The 23,742-nt window shown below is 70.7% G+C and carries 18 protein-coding genes and 1 pseudogene; 1 reads left to right on the plus strand and 18 read right to left on the minus strand.

All coding sequences use genetic code 11. From position 1 onward, the window contains the following. The 15 genes and pseudogenes from ACFVIU_RS36315 to ACFVIU_RS36385 form a co-directional block, all read right to left on the minus strand. Positions 1-462: pseudogene (locus tag ACFVIU_RS36315) on the minus strand (ribonuclease E/G); the annotation flags it as partial. A 262-nt stretch (positions 463-724) separates the two neighbouring features. Next, entirely contained in the window at positions 725-1,507 is a 783-nt protein-coding gene (locus ACFVIU_RS36320) for a TIGR03936 family radical SAM-associated protein (protein ID WP_385847862.1), read from the minus strand. A 308-nt stretch (positions 1,508-1,815) separates the two neighbouring features. After that, complete coding sequence (locus tag ACFVIU_RS36325; protein WP_385847864.1) at positions 1,816-3,849, minus strand: restriction endonuclease; 2,034 nt, start codon at positions 3,847-3,849, stop codon at positions 1,816-1,818. A 62-nt stretch (positions 3,850-3,911) separates the two neighbouring features. Continuing rightward, positions 3,912-4,466 carry a hypothetical protein gene (locus tag ACFVIU_RS36330; RefSeq protein WP_385847865.1) on the minus strand — a complete coding sequence of 185 codons (555 nt, stop codon included), beginning with the start codon at positions 4,464-4,466 and terminating at the stop codon, positions 3,912-3,914. Positions 4,467-4,549: 83 nt separating this feature from the next. Beyond that, the gene (locus tag ACFVIU_RS36335; RefSeq protein WP_385847867.1) at positions 4,550-6,520 is read right to left on the minus strand and encodes a TIGR03960 family B12-binding radical SAM protein; all 1,971 of its coding nucleotides are present in this window, start codon (positions 6,518-6,520) and stop codon (positions 4,550-4,552) included. Positions 6,521-6,560: 40 nt separating this feature from the next. Continuing rightward, positions 6,561-8,087 (minus strand): CHAD domain-containing protein, encoded by a 1,527-nt coding sequence (locus tag ACFVIU_RS36340; RefSeq protein ID WP_385847869.1) that lies wholly within the window; start codon positions 8,085-8,087, stop codon positions 6,561-6,563. A 90-nt stretch (positions 8,088-8,177) separates the two neighbouring features. Further along, entirely contained in the window at positions 8,178-9,374 is a 1,197-nt protein-coding gene (gene rodA / locus ACFVIU_RS36345) for a rod shape-determining protein RodA (RefSeq protein WP_385847870.1), read from the minus strand. After that, positions 9,371-11,629 carry a penicillin-binding protein 2 gene (gene mrdA / locus ACFVIU_RS36350; RefSeq protein ID WP_385847872.1) on the minus strand — a complete coding sequence of 753 codons (2,259 nt, stop codon included), beginning with the start codon at positions 11,627-11,629 and terminating at the stop codon, positions 9,371-9,373. Before mrdA ends, rodA begins: the two co-directional genes overlap by 4 nt. Before the next feature lie 116 nt (positions 11,630-11,745). Continuing rightward, positions 11,746-12,423 carry a rod shape-determining protein MreD gene (gene mreD / locus ACFVIU_RS36355; RefSeq protein WP_385847874.1) on the minus strand — a complete coding sequence of 226 codons (678 nt, stop codon included), beginning with the start codon at positions 12,421-12,423 and terminating at the stop codon, positions 11,746-11,748. Between the two features lie 13 nt (positions 12,424-12,436). Further along, positions 12,437-13,366 carry a rod shape-determining protein MreC gene (gene mreC, locus ACFVIU_RS36360; protein ID WP_385847875.1) on the minus strand — a complete coding sequence of 310 codons (930 nt, stop codon included), beginning with the start codon at positions 13,364-13,366 and terminating at the stop codon, positions 12,437-12,439. Between the two features lie 162 nt (positions 13,367-13,528). Then, complete coding sequence (locus tag ACFVIU_RS36365; protein ID WP_385847876.1) at positions 13,529-14,548, minus strand: rod shape-determining protein; 1,020 nt, start codon at positions 14,546-14,548, stop codon at positions 13,529-13,531. Between the two features lie 288 nt (positions 14,549-14,836). Then, the gene (gene ndk, locus ACFVIU_RS36370; protein ID WP_385847877.1) at positions 14,837-15,250 is read right to left on the minus strand and encodes a nucleoside-diphosphate kinase; all 414 of its coding nucleotides are present in this window, start codon (positions 15,248-15,250) and stop codon (positions 14,837-14,839) included. A gap of 64 nt (positions 15,251-15,314) precedes the next feature. Further along, positions 15,315-15,677: a DUF4233 domain-containing protein gene (locus ACFVIU_RS36375; RefSeq protein WP_385847879.1), complete on the minus strand. Its 363-nt coding sequence runs from the start codon at positions 15,675-15,677 to the stop codon at positions 15,315-15,317. Between the two features lie 10 nt (positions 15,678-15,687). After that, positions 15,688-17,202: a bifunctional folylpolyglutamate synthase/dihydrofolate synthase gene (locus tag ACFVIU_RS36380; RefSeq protein WP_385847880.1), complete on the minus strand. Its 1,515-nt coding sequence runs from the start codon at positions 17,200-17,202 to the stop codon at positions 15,688-15,690. A gap of 90 nt (positions 17,203-17,292) precedes the next feature. Then, entirely contained in the window at positions 17,293-19,917 is a 2,625-nt protein-coding gene (locus tag ACFVIU_RS36385) for a valine--tRNA ligase (protein ID WP_385847882.1), read from the minus strand. Positions 19,918-20,054: 137 nt separating this feature from the next. Here ACFVIU_RS36385 and ACFVIU_RS36390 point away from each other — a divergent pair, with 137 nt between their 5' ends. After that, positions 20,055-21,041, plus strand: a complete 987-nt coding sequence (locus ACFVIU_RS36390) for a hypothetical protein (protein ID WP_385847884.1) — start codon at positions 20,055-20,057, stop codon at positions 21,039-21,041. A 71-nt stretch (positions 21,042-21,112) separates the two neighbouring features. Here ACFVIU_RS36390 and ACFVIU_RS36395 read toward each other — a convergent pair whose 3' ends face one another. The 3 genes from ACFVIU_RS36395 to ACFVIU_RS36405 form a co-directional block, all read right to left on the minus strand. After that, on the minus strand, positions 21,113-21,397 hold the full coding sequence (locus ACFVIU_RS36395; protein WP_385847885.1) for a hypothetical protein: 285 nt from the start codon (positions 21,395-21,397) through the stop codon (positions 21,113-21,115). A gap of 190 nt (positions 21,398-21,587) precedes the next feature. Continuing rightward, positions 21,588-22,874 carry an ATP-dependent Clp protease ATP-binding subunit ClpX gene (clpX, locus tag ACFVIU_RS36400; protein WP_385847887.1) on the minus strand — a complete coding sequence of 429 codons (1,287 nt, stop codon included), beginning with the start codon at positions 22,872-22,874 and terminating at the stop codon, positions 21,588-21,590. Between the two features lie 170 nt (positions 22,875-23,044). Further along, positions 23,045-23,710 carry an ATP-dependent Clp protease proteolytic subunit gene (locus tag ACFVIU_RS36405; RefSeq protein ID WP_385847889.1) on the minus strand — a complete coding sequence of 222 codons (666 nt, stop codon included), beginning with the start codon at positions 23,708-23,710 and terminating at the stop codon, positions 23,045-23,047. Positions 23,711-23,742: the final 32 nt, after the last annotated feature.

Genomic DNA, 23,742 nt, shown 5'->3' on the forward strand with positions numbered 1-23,742 from the left:
GGCGGCGGGAGCGCCCTCGGGCGCGGACACGCGTCGGGTGGCGCGGCGCCGGGTGCGGCGCGGTGCGGCGTCCTCGCCCACGACGACCTCGCCGCCCTCGGCGACGGCGGCGGGCTGCGTCGCCTCGGCGGACGCGGCCGGTACGACCGTCTCGGCGGCGGCCTCCGCGGCCACCGGCGCACCGGCGGGCGCCGACGCACGGCGCGTGGCCCGGCGACGCGGCGGGGCGGCGGGCGCGGCCTCGGCGGCAGGGGCTGCCGCGGCGGTCTCGTCGGCCTCGGCGATCTCCTCGGTGTCCGCGGCCGGTATGGCCGGGAGGGTGACCTCCGGGGCGGCCGCCTCGGCCGCGCCGGCGGGCGGGCCCGCCGGGCGGGAGGCGGCACGGCGACGCCTGCGCGGCGGCAGGGTGTCGCTCGGAGTGTTCAGTTCGGAACCCTCAGTGGGTTCGGTCGGCTCGAGCATGCGGGCGTTTCTCCCGTCAGGCTCCCGGGCGCCGCGCCTGGTCCGGCGTCGGCCGGTGAAGGCCGTCCGCCGTTGACGTCCGCGGCCCGCGCGATGCGCGATGGCCGCCGTCCGGGGCGCGGGCGCCGCACGGGAGCACTCTGTGTCCTGTCTCGCCGGTTCCGTACGCCTTGTCGGTACGGCCTGGCGAAAGTCTTCTGGTCGGTGCGCTGCCCGACCCAGGTGGCTCCCGAGTACCAGGGCGGCGCTACGACATCCGTCCCTACGCGGAACCTTCCGGCATCGGCGCCGTCGCGGCGGCGGGCTGGGCCGTCAGGGCCCCGGCTGCCTCGCGGTCGGGCGCGAGCGGGTCGGTCACCGTGCCGGTCTCTTCATCGAGCAGCCCCTGCGCCAGCCTGGTCACCGCTGCGGGGACCGGCGGCGCCAGGTCGGCCACGGCGCGGAGACCGGACAGGACGTCGTCGGGTCGTACGGCAGGCGTCACGTGCCGAACAACCAGCCGCAGTATCGCACAGGGCTGGTCGGTCGGCCTATCAGCCGGTGAACCGTGCGTTTCTGTTGCTTCCAGGCTCACCACGGCCGGGCGGGCGTCGAAGGTGCGCAGACCGTTCTTGGTACGGCGCTGGACCTCGACGGTCTCGGCCTTGGTGAAGGCCTCGACCGCGTGCCGGGCGCCGGCCGGGTCGACGCCGTCCAGCCGCAGCTCCCAGACGGAGGCGGTCAGCCGGTCGGCGAGGCCCGAGGTGTGCGCCTCGACCGCCTCGATCACGTCGAGCCCGGCGGGCATCGACTCGTCGAGGAGGACGCGCAGCGTCTCCGGGTCACGCGTCTCGGTGAGCGCGATCTCCAGGTACTCCGCCTCACTGCCCGTGCCGGTGGGTGCGGCATTGGCGTAGGACACCTTCGGGTGCGGCGTGAACCCGGCCGAGTACGCCATGGGCACCTCGGCGCGACGCAGCGCCCGCTCGAAGGCGCGCTGGAAGTCTCGGTGGCTGGTGAACCTCAGGCGGCCGCGCTTGGTGTAGCGCAGTCGGATGCGCTGCACCGCGGGTGCGGGCGGCGGGCCTTCGGGCTGTCGCTTGCCCAGGGGAACTTCTCCTTGTGTCCGCGGTCCGTGCGCCACCCCCGCGTGCGCGGGGAGCACGTCGGGGCCGGCGCCTGCCCGGTGTCGCCCGGGTCAGTCCCGCGTCGGCGGGGACATGTCGCTCCCGGCCCTTTGCTCTAGAGTACGCGCTCCGCCGCCGCGGAGTTCCCGCCGGTCCACCGCGGCCGCCGGGCGGGGCTCGCCGAACAGGGTCCGCCGCGCGCCCCGGCGCTGCTCACCGCTTGCGTGCCGTGTTCCGTGCCCCGGCCTCACTCCACCTCGACGCCGTGGTCGCCCAGCAGCTCCGCCAGCCCCGCCCGGTAGCCCTTGCCGCCGAGCACGAAGTCCCAGTCGCCGCCCGCCCGGCGCCGGAAGGAGCCGAGCACCAGCGCCGTCTCCCCGGCGCGGCCGTCGGACACCTCCAGCCGGCCCAGCTCGGTCAGGGCCGGGTCCAGCAGCCGGATGCAGGCGTCGGTGAAGCCGGACAGATCGGCCGACGGGTTGGTCTCGGGGTCCACGGCGGCCACCAGGACCAGCCGGTCGGCCGCCGCGGGCAGCGCGTCGAACGCCACGTGCAGCGCCGCCCGGTCCGGCGCCGTCGCCGGCACCGCACGGACCGAACCGTCGGGGGTCCGCGGGTTGTTGTAGAAGACGAAGTGGTCGTCGCCGAGGACCCGGTTGCCGCGGCAGACGAGCGCGCAGACGTCCAGGGCGACGGCGCCGGACCAGGTCATGCCGAGCACGTTGTGGTCCGCGGCGGCCCCGGGGCGCTCCTCGCGCGAAGCCGGCCGCCGGTGTCCCCGCTCCCCCAGCCGGCCGCGCAGCCCGTGCCGGTGCAGCAGGTCGACGAGTTCACCGCCGGAGACCAGCTCCAGCGGCTTGCCCCGGGCGAAGGTGTACGAGCCCGGGCCGAACCCCGAGGTGGTGACCAGCACCCCCTTGTTGGCGCCGACGTCCTGGACCGTGCCGTACAGATCGCGCACCGCCGTCGGCGGCACCGTGTTGCGGTACCGCTTCACCTGGACCACGATCTTGCCGCCCCGGATCGGCGTGGGGTCCGTGGCGTCGACGTCCACTCCGCCGTCGTTCGAGCGCTGGGTGGTGACCGCCCGCATGCCCATGGCCCGGAACAGCTCGGCGACCAGTTCCTCGAACTCGATCGGGTCCATGGCGTACAGGTCCGGCTCGCCGTCGGGCGCGGGACCGGGGCTGCCGGGGCCGGGGCCGGGCTCGCCGACCTCGTCGGGCCTGCGGTGCGGGCGGACCGGGGTGAGCTGGTCGGGCCGGGCCGCGAGCTGCCCGTGCAGGGCGTCGGTGAAGCAGCTGAGCGGGTCGACCTGGGCGAGGTGCAGTCCCGTGAAGCCGTCCCGGGGAGCCAGGACGGTCGCCAGGACGATACGGGCCGGGCGGCCGGTGGCCGGATCGGGTGCGTCCACGAAGCCGTTCAGGGCGATCGACCGAAGGACGCCGTGCTCGTCCGCCGCGTACAGCTGGTGCAGGACCAGCAGCAGGGACTGGGCCAGCACCTCGCGGTAGAGCGCACGGCGCTGGGTGACGGGCCGGGCCGTCTCCTTCTCCAGGTCCTGGCCGGCTATGTAGCGCACGGACTTGGCCGCCGGGACCACGGCATATCCGGGCAGCTCCCAGTCCACGACCAGCTGTCCTGCCCCCGGGTCGAAGGCCAGCGCGGCCTGCCGGGGAAAGCCCTCGGGCCAGGGCGGCGCGGCGTGCAGGGCGGCCGTGAAATACCCGGCCACCGCACGGGCGTCGCCCCGGGCCGCCCCCTCGGTCAGCTCGCGGACGGAGGCGTTGTGCCGCCGGGTCTCCGCCAGCTGCTCCGCCACCCGCCGCTCGTGCTCCTGCTGTACGGCCGCGAGCTGCCGTTGCCGCTGTGCCTCGGTGGCCTGGGCGGCCTGCCAGTCGCGTTCGAAGCGGGCCCGCGCCTCGGCCTCCGCCTGGGCCCGCCGGCCGGCGGTCCAGCCGCCCTGCGCCCGGTACTGCTCCGGGTCCGGCATCCGCACCGGCCGGGCGAGCGGCCCCGGGTCGAAGGGCGGGGCCTCCTCGGCCCGCAGCAGGGAGGAGGCCCGGAAGGCGGGCGCCCGGCACCCCGCCACGAGCAGCTCCCGCAGACCGGCGACCTGCTGTTCCAGCTCCTCGGTACGCCGTCGCGCCTGGCTCTGCCGGTACTCCCGGTACCCCTGCGCCACCTGCCGCTGATACGCCCCCGCCTGTCGGCTCATCCGCTTCAGGCCCTCCCCCGAACACCGCCGGCACCTTCTGGCCGCACCCCCACGACCAGCCATGAAATCCGACTTTATCCGCGACGCGGCCGCCCGGTGGCGACGCCCGGGCCATGGCCGTCCGTTCAGCCCGCGTCCGGCATGGCCCGCGCCGTTGCCGCCGCGCGGTCGGCCCGGGCCAGCAGGGCGGCCCGGCGGCGGGGCCACCACACGAGGTCGGCGAGGAGGAGCGCGACCACCAGCCAGGAGGCGATCATCTCGCCGGGCGTGCTGCGCAGGGTGTCGTACACGGCGAGGACGACCGCGAGCACGGTGACGAGGAGAACGATCCGGTGGCCCAGCCGGTCGTTCTCGGCGCTCCGGCGCAGGGCACCGGCGTACGCGACGACCGCGGGCGCCAGCCGGGGGTCCGCGACGGCCTCGCCGCTCCGGGTGGCGCTCACCACGGCCGCGCGGTCGGCGCGGCTCATGCCCTTGGCCTCGGGCCAGATCCTGGCCATGCGGCGTGCCGCGCGGATGCCGTAGAACAGGCTCAGCACCACGAAGGCCGCCGCGGCGCCCAGCCACGCCTGCGCCTCGAGGAGCACGAAGGCCGCGGAGAAGGCGCCGACGGCGAGGCCGGCGCCCACACCCCGGGCCACCGGCCCCCGCTGCCACAGCCAGCCGGGAACCAGAATCACCCGTTCACGGTGGCCGCCGGCCCTCCGGAAAGCAACGACCGCCCCGGCACGTTGGCGTGGCGGGGCGGTTCAGCTCAGGCGCGTCAGTGCGTGTGACCGCTCGAAGCGGGCGCCGGGCCTGCGTTCTTGACCGTCAGAGGAAGCAGCTTCTTGCCGGTCGGGCCGATCTGGATGTGGGTGTCCATCTGGGGGCAGACGCCGCAGTCGAAGCAGGGCGTCCAGCGGCAGTCCTCGACCTCGGTCTCGTCGAGGGCGTCCTGCCAGTCCTCCCAGAGCCAGTCCTTGTCCAGGCCGGAGTCGAGGTGGTCCCAGGGCAGGACCTCCTCGTAGCCGCGCTCGCGGGTGGTGTACCAGTCGACGTCCACGCCGAAGGGAGCGAGCGCCTTGTCGGCGCAGCTCATCCAGCGGTCGTAGGAGAAGTGCTCGCGCCAGCCGTCGAAGCGGCCGCCGTCGTCGTAGACCGCGCGGATGACGGCGCCGATCCGGCGGTCGCCACGGGACAGCAGCCCCTCCACGATGCCCGGCTTGCCGTCGTGGTAGCGGAAGCCGATCGAGCGGCCGTACTTCTTGTCGCCGCGGATCTTGTCGCGGAGCTTCTCCAGGCGCGCGTCCGTCTCCTCGGCGGAGAGCTGCGGCGCCCACTGGAAGGGGGTGTGCGGCTTCGGGACGAACCCGCCGATCGAGACCGTGCAGCGGATGTCGTTGGACCGCGACACCTCGCGGCCCTTCTGGATGACGCGGGTCGCCATGTCGGCGATCTGGAGGACGTCCTCGTCGGTCTCCGTGGGCAGGCCGCACATGAAGTACAGCTTCACCTGGCGCCAGCCGTTGCCGTAGGCGGTGGCCACGGTCCGGATCAGGTCCTCTTCCGAGACCATCTTGTTGATGACCTTGCGGATGCGCTCCGAGCCGCCCTCGGGGGCGAAGGTCAGACCCGAGCGGCGGCCGTTGCGGGTCAGCTCGTTGGCCAGGTCGATGTTGAAGGCGTCGACGCGGGTGGAGGGCAGCGAGAGGCCGATCTTGTCTTCCTCGTAGCGGTCCGCCAGCCCCTTGGCGATGTCACCGATCTCCGAGTGGTCCGCGGAGGAGAGGGAGAGCAGGCCGACCTCCTCGAAGCCGGTCGCCTTCAGACCCTTCTCGACCATCTCGCCGATACCGGTGATCGAGCGCTCGCGCACTGGGCGGGTGATCATGCCGGCCTGGCAGAAGCGGCAGCCGCGGGTGCAGCCGCGGAAGATCTCCACCGACATGCGCTCGTGCACCGTCTCGGCCAGCGGCACCAGCGGCTGCTTGGGGTACGGCCACTCGTCCAGGTCCATGACCGTGTGCTTGGAGACGCGCCACGGGACACCGGAGCGGTTGGGGACCACGCGGGCGATACGGCCGTCGGGGAGGTACTCGACGTCGTAGAACGCCGGGATGTACACCCCGCCGGTCTTCGCCAGCCGCAGCAGGACCTCCTCGCGGCCGCCGGGGCGGCCCTCCGCCTTCCACTCCCGGATGATCCGGGTCATGTCCAGCACGGCCTGCTCGCCGTCGCCGATGACCGCCGCGTCGATGAAGTCGGCGATCGGCTCCGGGTTGAACGCGGCATGTCCGCCGGCCAGCACGATCGGGTCGTCGATCGTGCGGTCCTTGGACTCCAGGGGGATGCCGGCCAGGTCCAGGGCGGTGAGCATGTTCGTGTAGCCCAGCTCCGTGGAGAAGCTGAGGCCGAACACATCGAAGGCCTTCACCGGGCGGTGGCTGTCGACGGTGAACTGCGGGACACCGTGTTCCCGCATCAGCGCCTCCAGGTCCGGCCAGACGCTGTAGGTGCGCTCGGCCAGGACCCCCTGCTGCTCGTTGAGGACCTCGTAGAGAATCATGACGCCCTGGTTGGGCAGGCCGACCTCGTATGCGTCCGGGTACATGAGTGCCCAGCGGACATCGCAGGACTCCCACGGCTTGACCGTGGAGTTGAGCTCTCCGCCGACGTACTGGATCGGCTTCTGCACGTGCGGGAGCAGAGCTTCGAGCTGCGGGAACACCGACTCGGCGGCTTCGGCAGGCATCTCGCGAACCTTCGTGAGCTGACAGGGGGGACCATCAAGCCTAACCCGCCCGGCGGCTCCCCCCGTACGCTCGGTCCGCCGCCCCCGCGCCGATCTCCTCCCACCGCCGGGGCAGCTCGGCCTCTGCGGCCGCCGCCCGGGCCTCCTCCCTGCCGTACAGCACCCCGTAGGTGAACGGGTTCTCCCCCGCCGCGTGCGCCACCGCGGCCAGCTCCAGCAGGGTCCTGCGGGCCATGACGCTGTCCTGGTGGTCGCCGAGGAGGGTGGTGAGCGACTTCATGGACCGGGTGAGGGCGCGGGCGGGGGCGCCGAGTGCCGCGGTGGCCGCCTCGGCCGCGTACCGGGTGCGCTTGGCCTTCTTGCGGGCCTCGTGCAGGGCGAGGTCGCGGTCCTGGCCGGGCGGCAGCTCCAGGGCCTCTTTGACCAGCGCGGTCAGCTTCCCCAGATCCTTGTGTACGGCCTTGCCGAGCACCTTCTCCGGTTTCCGGCCGGCGTCCTTGCGCAGCGGAGGGTCGGCGAGGAGTGCGTCCAGGGTGTCCAGCAGGGTGAGGTAGCGGCGGGAGTCGAGGACGCCGGTCAGATGCGCGTGGGCGCCGCGTCGCCGGGCCTCGGCCCAGCCGGTGAGGCGTGTCCGGACGGGGCCGAGGGCCAGGGCGGGCGGGAGCGCGTCCAGGGCGGTGGTCAGCCGCTCGGCCAGCACCTCCTGGTCGCGGTCGACGCCCAGCTCGCCCGCGAGCCACTTCAGCTCGGTGCCGAGCGGGTCGGTGACCGTGCGGTCGAGGACCGTGCGGAAGCTGCGCAGGGTGCTGCGGGCCCGGCGGGTGGCGACCCGCATCCGGTGCACGGCGTCCGGGATGTCCCGGCGCACCGCCGGGTCGAGCGCCACCAGTGCGTCCCGCTGGGCGCGGAGGTAGGCGAGGACATGGTCGCCGGCGGTCACCGGCTCCGGGCGGGGGCCCGGCCCGGCGGTGGTGGAGGTCTGCTCCAGCGCCCGCGCCAGCTTCGAGGCCGACCTCGACGGCCGGACGCCCGCCTTGCGCAGCCGCTTCTCCACCGTGTCGAGAAAGGCGGGATCACCGCCGTCGGCCAGCTCGACCTCGATCTCGGTCCACTGGGCGGCGCCCCGCGCCCCGGTGAGCCGCTCGGCGGTCACCGTGTCCACGCTCGCCTCGGCCAGCAGGCCGCCGTCGGCGTCGACCAGGTGGCGCACATCGCGGGCGGAGCGCAACCGGACCAGCGGGACCAGCTCGGCGTCCCGGACCCGGGAGCGGACCAGGGCGGCCAGCTCCTCGGGGACGGTGTCGGACAGCGGCGCCCGCAGCTCGTCACGGACGCCGGGAGCCACCGGGAACTTCAGATGCCAGCCGGCGTCCCCGCCCCCGGTACGGCGGCGCAGGGTGAGGGAGTCGGCGGCCAGGCGCTCGTCGATCGTGTCGTAGTACACGGCGTCCAGCTCGACCAGGCCCTTGTCGAGGACGGCCGCCACCCCGCCCGCCCCGGTCAGATCGGGCAGCCCGCTGTCGTCGGATTCGTACTTGCGCTCGATCTCGCGTTTCGTATCCGCCATGGATCGAATCTAGTGGCCCCCGGACGGGTGCGGCAGAGGTCGTTCCGGATGAAGGGCGGAAACCTGCCGCCCTTCACCCGGTGCACCCGCTCAGGCCGACAGCGGCCGCTGCACCTTGATCGACTGGAGCAGGCCGATCGCTATCCACACGGCGAACATCGATGATCCGCCGTACGACACGAACGGCAGCGGCAGACCGGTGACCGGCATGATGCCGAGGGTCATGCCGATGTTCTCGAAGGACTGGAAGGCGAACCAGGCGACGATCCCGGCCGCCACCGTGGTGCCGTACAGCTCGGTGGAGTCGCGGGCGATCCGGCAGGCGCGCCACAGGATCACGCCGATCAGGAAGATGATGAAGCCGGCGCCGAGGAAGCCCAGTTCCTCCCCCGCGACCGTGAAGACGAAGTCCGTCTGCTGCTCGGGCACGAACTGGCCGGTGGTCTGCGAGCCGTGGAAGAGCCCGGCCCCGGTCAGACCGCCCGAGCCGATCGCGATCCGGGCCTGGTTGGTGTTGTAGCCGACGCCCGAGGGGTCCAGGTCCGGGTTGGCGAAGGCCGCGAAGCGGTTGATCTGGTACTCGTCCAGGATGTGCAGCTGCCAGATCGCGATGCAGCCGATCACCCCCGTCAGGAGCAGTCCGAAGACCCAGCGGTTGGAGGAGCCCGAGGCGAGCAGCACGCCCAGGATGATCGCCACCATCGCGAGCACCGAGCCGAGGTCGGGCATGAGCAGCAGGATCAGACACGGGACGGCCGCCAGCCCCAGGGCCTGCGCCACGGTCCGGTGGTCCGGGTACGGCTTGTCTCCCGCGTCCACCCGGGTGGCCAGCAGCATCGCCATGCCCAGGATGATCGCGATCTTGAGGAACTCGGCCGGCTGGATGGAGAAGCCGCCGATCACGATCCAGTTGCGCTGGCCGTTGATCGTGGCGCCCAGCGGGGTGAGGACCACCAGGGCCAGCAGCACGGACAGGCCGTAGAGGACCGGCACGGCGTTGCGCAGGGCGCGGTGGCCCAGCCAGATCGTGACGATCATCAGGGCCAGTCCGATGCCGAGGTTCATCAGATGGCGGACCAGGAAGAAGTAGGGGTCGCCCTGGTTGATCTCGGTGCGGTTGCGGGTGGCCGAGTACACCAGCAGCGAGCCCAGCAGGGACAGCCCGAGGGCGGCCAGCATGATCGGCCAGTCGAGCCGCCGGGCCAGGGAGTCGCGGGCGAAGATCCTGGTCCAGCCGGCCCGCTCGGGGCCGTACCCGGAGACGGAGAAGGTGTTCGCGCCGGTCATGAGGGCATCCTCCGGCTGCCCCGCCCGCGGTTCCCGCGGGGCCTTCTGCGGGTGTTGCGGTTGCCCGTGGTGGGCGAGGGGCTGGTGGCGGGCTGCTGGTCGCTGTTGTTGCTGGGGTTGTCCTGCTGGGAGGCCTCGGCGTCCTTGCCCGGGTCGCCGGTGACCTTCGGGGCGGCGATGGTGCCGTCGGGGCGGACCTTCGGCAGGCCCTTCTGCGGCTGGGGCAGCAGCGCCTTCTTCTTGTCGATGGAGCCGTCGCCCTGGACGCCGTAGAGCGCGCTGTAGATGTTGCGCACGGCCTCACCGGCGGAACCGGAACCGGTACCGGCCTGCGAGATCGTCATGATCACCGAGTAGTCCTTGGAGTACGTGGCCAGCCAGCCCGTGGTCTGCTTGCCGTAGACCTCCGCGGTACCCGTCTTGCCGTGCAGCGGGATCTTGTCCTGCGGCCAGCCGTTGAACTTCCAGGCGGCGGTACCGCGGGTGATGACGCCCGCGAAGGCGTCGTCCATGCCCTTGAGGGTGGCCTGGCTGACCGGCAGCCTGCCGTTGACCTTCGGCTTGATCGGGGTGACGGTCTTGCCGTCGCCGCTGATGACGGCCTTGCCGATGGTCGGCCGGTACATGGTGCCGCCGTTGGCGACGGCGCCGTAGATCACGGCCTCCTGGATCGGCGTGACGAGGGTGTCGCCCTGGCCGATGGAGTAGTTGATCTCGTCACCCTCGCGCATCTTGTTGCCCTCGAGGCAGTTCTCGTAGGCGATCTTCTCGACGTAGCTGCCGTCCTTCTTGCCGGACTTGCACCAGGCGTCCTTGTTGGCCTTCCAGTAGTTCAGCTTCCACTGGCGGTCGGGGACCCGGCCGGTGACCTCGTTGGGCAGGTCGATGCCGGTCTCCTTGCCGAGGCCGAACTGGTGGGCCGTCCTGAAGAAGTAGTCCTTCGGCTGGCCCTTCTTGGGGTTGATCCCGCCGTCCCGCTTCCACTCCTTGTCGGCCAGGCCGTAGAAGACGGTGTCGCAGGAGACCTCCAGGGCGCGGCCGAGGGAGATGTCGCCGAAGTTCTCGCCCTCGAAGTTCTTGAAGACCTGGCCGCCGACGGAGTACGAGCTGGTGCACGGGTAGCCGCCGTCGAAGGGGTAGCCGGCGTTGACCGCGGCGGCCGTGGAGACCACCTTGAAGGTCGAGCCGGGTGCGGCCTGACCCTGTATGGCCCGGTTCAGCAGCGGGTAGTCGGAGTCCTTGCCGGTGAGGGCCTTGTAGTCCTTGGCGGAGATGCCGCCCACCCAGACGTTCGGGTCGTAGGTCGGCGCGGAGGCCATCGCGACGATCCGGCCGGTCTTGGCCTCCATCACCACCACGGCGCCCGAGTCGGCCTTGTAGTTCTCGCCGGTGATCTTGTCGAACTGTTCGCGGGCGGCCTTCATCGCCTTGTCCAGCTCGTACTCCGCGACGCGCTGCACCCGGGAGTCGATGCTGGTGACGAGGTTGGAACCGGCCTCGGCGGCGTCCGACTTGGCCTTGCCGATGACCCGGCCGAGGTTGTCCACCTCGTAGCGGGTGACGCCGGCCTTGCCGCGCAGCTCCTTGTCGTACTCCCGCTCCAGGCCGGAGCGGCCCACCATGTCGGAGCGCAGATACGGCGAGTCGGTGTTCTTCGCCTTCTGGATCTCGTCGTCGGTGACCGGCGAGAGGTAGCCGAGGACCTGGGCGCTGTTGGCCTTGCCGGGGGCCGGGTAGCGGCGCACGGCCTCGGGCTCGGCGGTGATGCCGGGGAAGTCCTCGGAACGCTCACGGATCTGCAAGGCCTGCTTGGGGGTGGCCTTGTCGGTGATCGGGATCGGCTGGTACGGCGAGCCGTTCCAGCAGGGCTGGGGGGTCTTGGCGTCGCACAGCCGGACCTTCTGCCTGACCTCCTCGGGCTTCATGCCGAGCACGCCGGCCAGCTTGGCCAGCACCGCCTTGCCGCCGTCCCGCTGCTTGAGCAGGTCGGTGCGGGAGGCGGAGACGACCAGCCGGGTCTCGTTGTCCGCGAGGGGCACGCCCCGGGCGTCCAGGATGTCACCGCGCACGGCGGGCTGGACGACCTGCTGGACGTGGTTGCCGGAGGCCTCCTTCTGGTACTCCGCGCCCTCCCGGATCTGGAGGTACCACAGGCGGCCGCCGAGCGTGCCGAGAAGGGACAGGACGAGGATCTGGATCACGACGAGCCGGGTCTGGACCCGTGGGGTCCGACCGGTCTCGGGAATGTTGGTCACTGCGGCTGCCTCCCCCTCTCAGTGCGCCCGGGCGACTGCGTGTACGAATGATGAACGACCGGCCGATGCGCCCGCGTTCCGCGAAAGCTGACCCGTTCGGGTGAACTCGCCCCTGTTCACAGCCGCTTGACCCCCTTGATCCGGCCGACCCGGGCCGAGCGGGTGCGCGCCTTGGCCTTCAGCGCGCCGAGGCCGCCGCGCTGGCTGCCGATGCGCAGGCCGGTGCCGGAGGACAGGAAGCCGGAGGAGATGTCGCTCGCCTTGGCGGTGGACGCGGACTCGGCCAGCGGGTCGTTGTCGCTGCGTCGGGCCAGCCACATCACCCCGGGCACCACGAACGGCGCCAGCAGCAGGTCGTACAGGGCGGCCGAGAACAGCAGGCCGGGCAGCCCGACATGGCGGGCGGCGGTGTCGCCGACCAGCGCGCCCACCCCGGCGTACAGCAGGGTGGAGCCGATCGCGGCGGCGACCACCACGGCCATCGGGCCGGTCGCCGACTTCAGCCGGCCGTTCTCCGGCTTGATGAGCCCGGCGAAGTAGCCGGTCACGCAGAGCACCAGGGCGTAGCGGCCGGCCGCGTGGTCGGCGGGCGGGGCCAGGTCGGCGAGCAGACCGGCGCCGAAGCCGACGAGGGCGCCGCCGACATGGCCGTACACCATCGCCAGGCCGAGGACGGTGAGCAGCAGCAGGTCGGGCACGGCGCCCGGCAGATGCAGCCGGGCCAGCACGCTCACCTGGATCACCAGGGCCACGACGACCAGCGCGGAGGAGAGCAGGATCCGGTTGACACGCATGGGGATTCAGCTCCTACTGCTGCTGGTTGGCGTCGGCCGATGGAGTGACGGTGACGGTGACGGTCGGCGTGGGGACCGGCTTGGGCTTGGCCGGCAGCACCTCGTCCCGCGGGTCCTTCTTGGGCGCCTGCACGACCACACCGACGATGTCGAGCTTGGTGAAGCCGACGTACGGGGTGACGTAGACGGTGCGGGTGAGGCCGCCGTTGGAGGGGTCGACCCGGGAGACCACGCCGACCGGCACGCCCGGCACGAACGGCTTGTCGCCCTGCGAGCCGAAGGTGACCAGCCGGTCGCCCTTCTTGACCTCCGCCTTGGCGTCGAGCAGCTGCACCCGCAGCGGGCGGTCGCCCTGGCCGGAGGCGAAGCCGAGTTCGTCGCTGTTCTCCATCCGGGTGCCCACGGTGAAGTCGGGGTCGTTGGCGAGCAGCACGGTGGCGGTGTCCGGGCCGACGGTGGTGACCCGGCCGACCAGGCCGTCGCCGTTGAGGACCGTCATGTCCCGCCGGATGCCGTCGTTGGCGCCGGCGTCGATGGTGATGGTCCAGGAGAAGCCCTGCGCCGACCCTATGGCGATGACCTGGGCGCCCTTGATGCCGTACTGGCCCTCGCCGGCGATCTTGAGCATCTTGTCCAGCTGGTTCAGCCGGCTGCGGTTGCGGTCGTCGCTGCCGAGTTTCGCCTTGAGAGCCGCGTTCTCCTTCTCCAGTGCGGCCAGCCGGGTGTGCCGGCGGCCGGAGTCACGGATGGCGGATACGGCATTGCCCACCGGGTCGACCGCCGAGGACATTCCGTTCTCCACCGGGCCGAACACCGCGGCCGCGGCCTGCCGGGCACCCTCGACCGGTGAGTTCCGGCCTCCCCGGATGTCCACCGTGATCAGCGCGAACGCGATGGCGACCAACAGGACCAGGAGCAGCCGGCTCTCTTTCGTGTCCCTCACGTGCGGCGGCCGTGCCCTTCCTCGATAGGAATTCGGGAGCCCTCCCGGACGCTTGCGAAAAAAACGCAAACCCAGGGGGCCCATTCGGGAGCTTATGCCTCTATATCAACGATCCGCCGCACGAGAGGAGAACGTCTCGTACGGCGGAATCGAAGAGTTGCGTCATCTGCGCGGGGCGGCGTCCAGCACCTGCTGGAGCGCCTCGAACTCCTCGACGCACTTGCCGGAGCCGAGCGCGACGCTGTCCAGCGGGTCCTCGGCGATGTGGATCGGCATCCCGGTCTCCCGGCGCAGCCGCTCGTCGAGTCCGCGCAGCAGGGCTCCGCCGCCGGTCAGAACGATTCCTCGGTCCATGATGTCGCCGGACAGCTCCGGCGGGCACTTGTCGAGGGTCGTCTTGACCGCGTCCACGATCGCGTTGACCGGCTCCTCGATCGCCTTGCGGACCTCGGCGGCCGAGATCACCACGGTCTTCGGCAGCCCGGAGACCAGGTCGCGGCCGCGGACCTCGGTGTGCTCGTCGGCGTCCAGCTCGTACGCCGAACCGATCGTGATCTTGATCTGCTCGGCCGTCCGCTCACCCAGCAGAAGGCTGTACTCCTTCTTGATGTACTGGATGATCGCGTTGTCCAGCTCGTCACCGGCGACCCGGATGGACTGGGCGGTGACGATGCCGCCGAGCGAGATGACCGCGACCTCCGTGGTGCCGCCGCCGATGTCCACCACCATGTTGCCGGTGGCCTCGTGGACCGGCAGACCGGAGCCGATGGCGGCGGCCATGGGCTCCTCGATGATGTGCACCTGGCGCGCGCCGGCCTGGGTGGACGCCTCGATCACGGCGCGGCGCTCGACGCCCGTGATGCCCGAGGGCACACAGACGACGACCCGCGGCCGGGCGAGATACCGCCGCTTGTGGATCTTCAGGATGAAGTAGCGGAGCATCCGCTCGGTGATCTCGAAGTCGGCGATCACGCCGTCCTTCAGCGGGCGGACGGCCACGATGTTGCCGGGCGTCCGGCCGATCATCTTCTTGGCTTCGGCACCGACCGCGAGGATGCCACCGGTGTTCGTGTTGATCGCGACCACGGACGGCTCGTTCAGCACGATCCCGCGACCCCTGACGTACACCAGCGTGTTGGCGGTCCCGAGGTCGACAGCCATGTCACGGCCGATGAACGACATTGAGTTCCCCATCCGGATTCATCTGGCCTTCCCGAGCTTTGAGGGCATGTCAGGACGGCGAGGCGGGTGCTGTGACGTGAAGGCTTCCATCGTAAACGCGCCTCCACGAACACTGCGCGAGGGTCCTGGCCATTGTCACCAGATGGCGGCTCACCTCGCTTCTGGAGACGGGCGTTCGGGGGCGCTCGTTCCCTCAAATGCCCGGACTATGCCAGAAAGGTCCGGGCTCGGGTGGCAGAAAGGTCCGGGACCGCGCCCGGACCTTTCCCTGCACTGCCGTCGACCGGCTCAGGCGCGGCCGGGGAAGAAGATCTTCACCTCGCGCTCGGCGGACTCCTCGGAGTCGGAGGCGTGGATCAGGTTCTCGCGGACGATCACACCGAAGTCCCCGCGGATCGAACCGGGCGCGGCGGCGATCGGGTCGGTCGGGCCGGCCAGCTGGCGGACGCCCTCGATGACCCGCTCGCCCTCGACGATCAGGGCGACGACCGGACCGGAGGACATGAACGCGACCAGCGGCTCGTAGAAGGGCTTGCCCTTGTGCTCGCCGTAGTGCTGCTCCAGCGTGTCCTGGTCCAGGGTGCGCAGCTCCAGCGCGGTGATCTGCCAGCCGGCCTTGCGCTCGATACGGCTGATGATCTCGCCGGTCAGGCCGCGACGGACGGCGTCGGGCTTGAGCAGGACGAGGGTGCGCTGGCTCACGGGGGGACTCCTTCTGACTGACGTGTGCGGTGGCACGAGGTTACAGGGCGTGTCGGGGCTCCGGTCACGCAGCGTCAGGTGTAGAGGAGGCGGCCTCCGCCTGCGCAGCGAAGCGGGCCTTCGCTTCGTCCACCTTTCTGCCGTAGTGCACCGAGGCCCACCACAGCGCCCCGAACACCACGCCCATGAAGTACATGGTCGGCACGTAGACACCGGAGGCGACCAGGGCGATCTGGAGGGCCCAGCCGAGGGCCACCCCGCCGCGCCGGGTGACCATGCCGCACAGCAGCAGGCACAGCAGCATGGCGATCCCGCTGACCAGCCATACCGTGGTGACGGACAGGCTGTCGTCCTTCATGGCGACGAGCCCGGCGAAACCGATGATGAAGAACTCGCCGATGAGAGTGGATGAGCACAGCGTACGCACGTCGGATCCCTCAGCCCTTCCCGAGCAGCAGCCGGGCCTCGCCGACCGTGATGACGGAACCGGTGACCAGCACACCGCCGCCCGCGAACTCGCCCTCTTCCTCGGCCAGCGTGATCGCGGCCTCCAGGGCGTCCGGCAGCCGCGGCTCGACCTGCACCCGCTCCTCGCCGAACACCTCGACGGCGATCGCGGCCAGCTCGTCCGCGTCCATGGCGCGGTGGCTGGAGTTCTGGGTGACGACGATCTCCGCGAAGATCGGCTCGAAGGCCTCCAGCAGCCCGCGCACGTTCTTGTCGCCGCTCGCGCCGACCACGCCGATCAGCCGGGTGAAGTCGAAGGCCTCCTGCACCGCCTCCGCGGTCACCCGCGCGCCCGCCGGGTTGTGCGCCGCGTCCAGGACGACGGTGGGTGAGCGCCGTACGACCTCCAGCCGGCCCGGGGAGGACACGGCCGCGAAGGCCTTGCGCACGGTGTCGGTGTCGAGCGGCTCCGGGCGCTGTGCGCCGACGCCGAAGAACGCCTCGACGGCGGCGAGCGCGACGGCCGCGTTGTGCGCCTGGTGGGCGCCGTGCAGCGGGAGGTACACCTCGGGGTACTCGCCGCCGAGGCCGCGCAGCGTCACCAGCTGCCCGCCGACGGCGACCTGCCGGGCCACCACGCCGAACTCCAGGCCCTCGCGGGCCACGGTGGCGTTGACCTCGACGGCCTTCTTCAGCAGCACCTGCGCCGCGTCCACCGGCTGCTGGGCCAGGATGACGGTCGCGTCCTGCTTGATGATGCCGCCCTTCTCGGCGGCGATCTCACCGGTGGTCCCGCCGAGGCGGTCGGTGTGGTCCAGGTCGATGGGGGTGATCACCGCGACGTCCGCGTCGATCACGTTGGTGGCGTCCCAGGAGCCGCCCATGCCGACCTCGACGACCGCCACGTCCACCGGGGCGTCGGCGAAGGCGGCGTACGCCATGCCGGTGAGCACCTCGAAGAAGGACAGCCGGAACTCCTGCCGGCCGTCCACCATCTCCACGTACGGCTTGATGTCCTGGTACGTCTCGATGAAGCGCTCGGCGGAGACCGGGGCGCCGTCCAGGCTGATCCGCTCGGTGATCGACTGCACGTGCGGGCTGGTGTAGCGGCCGGTGCGCAGCTCGAAGGCGCCGAGCAGGGCCTCGATCATGCGGGCGGTGGAGGTCTTGCCGTTGGTCCCCGTGATGTGGATGGAGGGGTACGACCGCTGCGGCTCGCCCAGCACGTCCATCAGCGCGGCGATCCGGCCGACCGAGGGCTCCAGCTTGGTCTCGCCCCAGCGGGTGGCCAGCTCCGTCTCGACCTCGCGCAGGGCCTTGTCGACCTCCGGGTCCTCGGGTCGCGTGGGGACGTCGGCCTGCGGCGGGCCGCCCTGGGTGCGCAGGGTGCGACTGCCGGCCTCGATCACCGCGAGATCGGGGTCGCGGGTGGTCTCGGCGTCGATGAGGTCGTCGAAGCGGTCGAGGGGGTCGGGCTGGTCGTCGGTGCCGGGGTTTTCGCTCACGGGGCCAGTCTACGAGCGGGGGGTGACAGAGAGGGACGAAGGCCCCCGGCGCCTGCGCGGCACCGGGGGCCTTCGTGGCCGTACGGACGGCTACGCCTGGGGCAGCCGGTCCAGCTGGGACTGGATGCGGGCGATGTCCTCGTCGGCCTTGGCCAGCCGCGTGCGGATCTTGTCCACCACGTTCTCCGGCGCCTTCGCCAGGAAGGCCTCGTTGCCGAGCTTGGCCGTGGCCTGCGCCTTCTCCTTCTCCGCGGCGGCCAGGTCCTTGGCCAGCCGCTTGCGCTCCGCCGCCACGTCGATCGTGCCGGAGAGGTCCAGCGCGACCTCGGCGCCGGCGACCGGCAGGGTGGCCGTGGCGGTGAAGGAGTCGCCCTCCGGCTGGAGGCGGAGCAGGCTGCGGATGGCCGCCTCGTGCGGGGCGAGCGCCGTGCCGTCGAGGGTCAGCCGGGCCGGGACCCGCTGGCCGGGCTGGAGGCCCTGGTCGGCGCGGAAGCGGCGGACCTCGGTGATGACCGACTGGAGGGACTCGATCTCCCGCTCGGCGTCGGCGTCACGGAAGCCGCTGTCCTTGGGCCAGTCGGCGATGACGACCGACTCGCCGCCGGTGAGGGTCGTCCACAGGGTCTCGGTGACGAACGGGACCACCGGGTGCAGCAGCTTGAGGGTGACGTCCAGGACCTCGCCCAGGACCCGCTTGCTGACCTCGGCCGGCTCGCCGCCCGCCTGGAAGACGGTCTTGGACAGCTCGACGTACCAGTCGAAGACCTCGTCCCACGCGAAGTGGAAGAGGGCGTCCGACAGCTTGGCGAACTGGAAGTCGTCGTAGTAGGCGTCGACCTCGGCGACGACCGAGTTCAGGCGGGAGAGGATCCAGCGGTCGGTCGCCGACATCTTCGACGCGTCCGGCAGCGGGCCCTCCACCGTCGCGCCGTTCATCAGCGCGAAGCGGGTGGCGTTCCAGATCTTGTTGGCGAAGTTGCGGGAGCCCTGGACCCAGTCCTCGCCGATCGGGACGTCGACACCGGGGTTCGCGCCGCGGGCCAGGGTGAACCTGAGCGCGTCGCTGCCGTACTTGTCCATCCAGTCCAGCGGGTTGACCGCGTTGCCGAAGGACTTCGACATCTTCTTGCCGAACTGGTCGCGGACCATGCCGTGCAGGGCGATGGTGTGGAACGGCGGGGTGCCGTCCATCGCGTACAGGCCGAACATCATCATCCGGGCGACCCAGAAGAAGAGGATGTCGTAGCCGGTGACCAGGACGGAGTTCGGGTAGAACTTCGCGAGCGACTCGGTCCGTTCGGGCCAGCCGAGCGTGGAGAACGGCCACAGGCCGGAGGAGAACCAGGTGTCGAGGACGTCGGTGTCCTGGTGCCAGCCCTCGCCGGTGGGCGCCTCGTCGTCGGGACCGACGCAGACGACCTCGCCGTTCGGGCCGTACCAGACCGGGATCCGGTGGCCCCACCACAGCTGGCGCGAGATGCACCAGTCGTGGAGGTTGTCGACCCAGTCGAAGTACCGCTTCTCCATCTCCTGCGGATGGATCTTGACCTTGCCCTCGCGGACGGCGTCGCCGGCGGCCTTCGCCAGCGGGCCGACCTTGACCCACCACTGCATCGACAGGCGCGGCTCGATGGTGGTCTTGCAGCGCGAGCAGTGGCCGACGGAGTGGACGTACGGCCGCTTCTCGGCGACGATCCGGCCCTCGGCGCGCAGCGCGGCGACGATCGCCGAGCGGGCCTCCAGACGGTCCATGCCCTGGAAGGGGCCGTGGACGGTGATGACGGCGTGCTCGTCCATCACGGTGAGGGACGGCAGCTCGTGCCGCTGGCCGATCTCGAAGTCGTTCGGGTCGTGGGCCGGGGTGACCTTGACGGCGCCGGTGCCGAACTCGGGGTCGACGTGGGTGTCGGCGACGACCGGGATGGAGCGGTCGGTCAGCGGGAGCCTGATGAGCTTGCCGACGAGGTGCTTGTACCGCTCGTCGTCCGGGTGGACGGCGACGGCGGTGTCGCCGAGCATCGTCTCGGCACGGGTGGTGGCGACGACGATGGAGTCCTCCCCGTCGCCGTAGCGCATGGAGACCAGCTCGCCGTCGTCGTCCTGGTACTCGACCTCGATGTCCGAGATGGCCGTCAGACAGCGCGGGCACCAGTTGATGATGCGCTCGGCGCGGTAGATCAGCTCGTCGTCGTAGAGGCGCTTGAAGATGGTCTGGACGGCCTGGGACAGGCCCTCGTCCATGGTGAACCGCTCACGCGACCAGGCGACGCCGTCGCCCAGGCGCCGCATCTGCCCGCTGATCTGCCCGCCGGACTCGGCCTTCCACTGCCAGACACGCTCGACGAAGGCCTCACGGCCGAGGTCGTGCCGGGACTTGCCCTCCTTGCCCAGCTCGCGCTCGACGACGTTCTGCGTGGCGATACCGGCGTGGTCCATGCCGGGCTGCCACAGCGTCTCGTAGCCCTGCATGCGCTTGCGGCGGGTCAGGGCGTCGATGAGCGTGTGCTCGAAGGCGTGGCCCAGGTGCAGGCTGCCCGTGACGTTCGGCGGCGGGATGACGACGGTGTACGGCGGCTTGTCACTCTTGGCGTCCGCCTCGAAGTAACCCCGCTCTACCCAGCGCTCGTACAGCGGCCCCTCTACATCGGCCGGCGCGTACTGGGTCGGCAGTTCGGAGTCGGGCGCGGGTGGCTGCTGCTGAGCGTTCTCGGTCACGGGGGTCAGTTTAGAGGTGTCACGGGGTGGTCCCGAAACGCGTTTGTTCTGTAACGGTGCGGCCCCCGGTGCCGTGCGTCCGACGCGTCTGAGCCAGGATGTCGGGAACACATAAGCATCTGGAGGGGAACCCAGGAATGAGCAACAACCAGCCGGGCCCGTACGGCGGGCCGCCCCAGCAGCCGGGTCCGTACGGCCAGCAGGGGCAGCCTGGTCCGTACGGCCAGCCGGGCCCGTACGGCCAGCAGCCGCAGGCTCCGCAGCCCGGCTACGGCTACCCCCAGCAGGCTCCGCCGGCCGCTCCCCAGCCCGGTTACGGCTATCCGCAGCAGGGTGTGCCGCCGCAGCCGAACCCGTACGGCCAGCAGCCGGGCGGATACCCGCAGCAGCCCTACGGCGGCATGCCTCAGGCCCCGCAGCCGGAGGGCGGCAAGAAGAAGACGGGCCTGATCATCGGCGCGGTGGCCGTGGTGGCGGCCGTGGCGGTCGGGGCCTACTTCGCGCTCGGCGGCGGGGGTGGCGGGGCTTCCGTCGCGGACGACGGTGCGCACAAGCTGATCACGCCGGCGACGGTGCTCAGTGGCGAGTACACCAAGTCCGCTGACGAGGGTGACTCCACCGTGAGCGACGAGGACCTCAACGACTTCAAGAAGGTCGGCGTCCAGGACGCGAAGGGCGCGCAGGCCTCTTACAAGGCCGGCTCCGGCCTCACCTCGAAGAGCCTGATGTTCAAAGGTGCGTACGGCACCATCAAGGATCCCGAGGCCGCCGTCGACGGGATGTTCGCCAAAATGAAGGCGGAGTCCGAGAAGGAGAGCAACGACAGCAGCAGCGACGACAGCAACGTCAAGGGCAAGCTCCTCGGCTCCCCCGAGACGTTCTCGCCGTCCGGGTTCAGCAACGGCATCATGAAGTGCCAGACGAGCCAGGTCACGAACGACGGCGCGACGTCCAGCGTGCCGAAGACCATGGCGGTACCGATCTGCATCTGGGGCGACCACAGCACCGTCGCCATGGTCATGTCGTTCGATGTCGCCAGCCTCGCCAGCGGCAAGGGCATGAGCCCGCAGGACCTGGCGGACATGGCGGCGAAGCTGCGCAACGACGTCCGCGTCAAGGCCTGACGGCCCGGAAAATCCGTGACGCAGGAGGCGGCTCGTCATCAACGAGCCGCCTGCTGTCATTCATGCGGGGCTCAGGCGCGCAGACATGCCGCCTGAGTAACGTCGCCATGCACCCCGAGCTGCGCCAACCCCACAAGGCAGAACGGATTGGCGACCTTCTCGATGCCCGAGAAGAGCGCCGCGTGGCCGCAGGCAGCCTTCACCTTGGTGCCGGCGAAGTACCCGTGGCTGGCTACGTAGTTGGTGCAGGCACCCTGCGTGGCGCTGGCCGGTGAGGCCACGAGGATCGGCAGAGCCCCTGCCGCCACCAGCACACCGGCCGCGGCAGCCACGCGCTTCACCTTCTGGAAAGCCATCCGGAATCCTCCCGTTTCGTACAAGCAGACGCCGAAAATACGTCTGAATAGGTCGGGAATGATCCGATCATGGAAGCAGGGCTGGCTCAAGCCGCTGCCGGAATGATGGCTCGATCTGGGCGCCGCTGTGCCGACACGCCGACGGGCAGGCACCCCTTGCAGGGTGTCTGCCCGTCGTTCGTGTGGAGGGTCAGGCCGACTTCTGCTCGCCCGAGCCCCGGCCGCGGGAGTCGCGGGGGATCAGGGTCGGGTTGACGTTGGAGAGGACCACGTCGGCCGTGATGACGACTCGGGCGACGTCCTTGCGGGACGGGACCTCGTACATCACGCCCTGGAGGACCTCTTCCATGATGGCGCGCAGGCCGCGGGCGCCGGTCTGGCGGAGGATGGCCTGGTCGGCGATGGCCTCCAGGGCCTCGCGCTCGAAGTCCAGCTCCACCCCATCGAGTTCGAAGAGACGCTGGTACTGCTTGACGAGCGCGTTGCGGGGCTCGACCAGGATCTGGAGGAGCGCCTCGCGGTCCAGGTTGTGCACCGAGGTGATCACCGGGAGCCGGCCGATGAACTCGGGGATCATGCCGAACTTGACCAGGTCCTCCGGCATGACGTCCTCGAAGACGTCCTTGGCCTCCAGCTCGCGCTTGGAGAGGATCGTGGCCCCGAAGCCGATGCCCTTCGCGCCGGCCCGCGCCTCGATGATCTTCTCCAGGCCCGCGAAGGCACCGCCCACGATGAACAGCACGTTCGTCGTGTCGATCTGGATGAACTCCTGGTGCGGGTGCTTACGGCCGCCCTGGGGCGGGACCGAGGCCGTGGTGCCCTCGAGGATCTTCAGCAGGGCCTGCTGGACGCCCTCGCCCGAGACGTCCCGGGTGATCGACGGGTTCTCGCTCTTGCGGGCCACCTTGTCGATCTCGTCGATGTAGATGATCCCGGTCTCGGCCTTCTTGACGTCGTAGTCGGCCGCCTGGATCAGCTTCAGGAGGATGTTCTCGACGTCCTCGCCCACATAGCCCGCCTCCGTGAGCGCGGTCGCGTCGGCGATCGCGAACGGGACGTTCAGCATGCGGGCCAGGGTCTGGGCGAGAAGCGTCTTGCCGGAGCCCGTGGGGCCCAGCAGGAGGATGTTGGACTTCGCCAGCTCGATGGCGTCCTCACGGCCGCCGGGGCCGCCGTTCTCCCCCGCCTGGACGCGCTTGTAGTGGTTGTACACCGCGACCGAGAGAGCCTTCTTGGCGGCTTCCTGGCCGACCACGTAGCCCTCGAGGAACTCGTAGATCTCGCGGGGCTTCGGGAGCTCCTCCCAGCGCACCTCGCTCGTCTCGGCGAGCTCCTCCTCGATGATCTCGTTGCAGAGATCGATGCACTCGTCGCAGATGTACACACCGGGCCCTGCGATGAGCTTCTTGACCTGCTTCTGGCTCTTGCCGCAGAACGAGCACTTGAGCAGATCGCCGCCGTCACCGATGCGTGCCACGGTGTGCTTCCCCTTCGCCTGGGAGACGCCGGGACACTTTCGAGTCCAGCGGCTCCTGGTGCTGCCTTATGTCGACGGTACCTTGCCGGGCCCCGTGTTCGGGCCCCCCTTGGCAGGGTTCACTTTGACGTGAACCGCGCCAAAGGGGGCTCAGAGTGCGCCGTTCCGCGTCAGCGGACCGAGGCGTTGTTCAGCTTGCGGGTGGAGATGATCTGGTCGACGAGGCCGTACTCCAGCGCCTCCTCGGCCGTGAGGATCTTGTCGCGCTCGATGTCCTCACGGATCTGCTCGATCGGCCGGTTGGAGTGCTTGGCCAGCATGTTCTCCAGCTGCTCACGCATCCGGGTGAACTCGTTGGCGATGATCTCCAGGTCGGAGAGCTGACCGCGGCCGGTGGAGCCGGCGGGCTGGTGGATCAGCACCCGGGAGTTCGGCAGCGCCATGCGCTTGCCCGGGGTGCCGGCGGCGAGCAGGATGGCCGCGGCGGAGGCCGCCTGGCCCATGCAGACCGTCTGGATGTCGGGCTTCACGAACTGCATCGTGTCGTAGATGGCCGTCAGGGCGGTCATGTCGCCACCGGGGCTGTTGATGTAGATCGAGATGTCCCGGTCCGGGTCCATCGACTCCAGGCACAGCAGCTGCGCCATGACGTCGTTGGCGGAGGCGTCGTCGATCTGGACGCCCAGGAAGATCACGCGCTCCTCGAAGAGCTTCGCGTACGGGTCGTACTCGCGGATGCCCTGGGAGGTGCGCTCGACGAAGCGCGGAATGACATAGCGGCTGTCGGGGCGGGGCCCTTCGTACATGCCGCTGGCGGCGCCGGAGAAGTTGTTCATGGGGTTCACCGTCCTGGTGGGCGTTCGGGGGC

The sequence above is a fragment of the Streptomyces sp. NPDC127190 genome (assembly GCF_042672505.1).
In the GTDB taxonomy this organism is placed as follows: Bacteria; Actinomycetota; Actinomycetes; order Streptomycetales; family Streptomycetaceae; genus Streptomyces.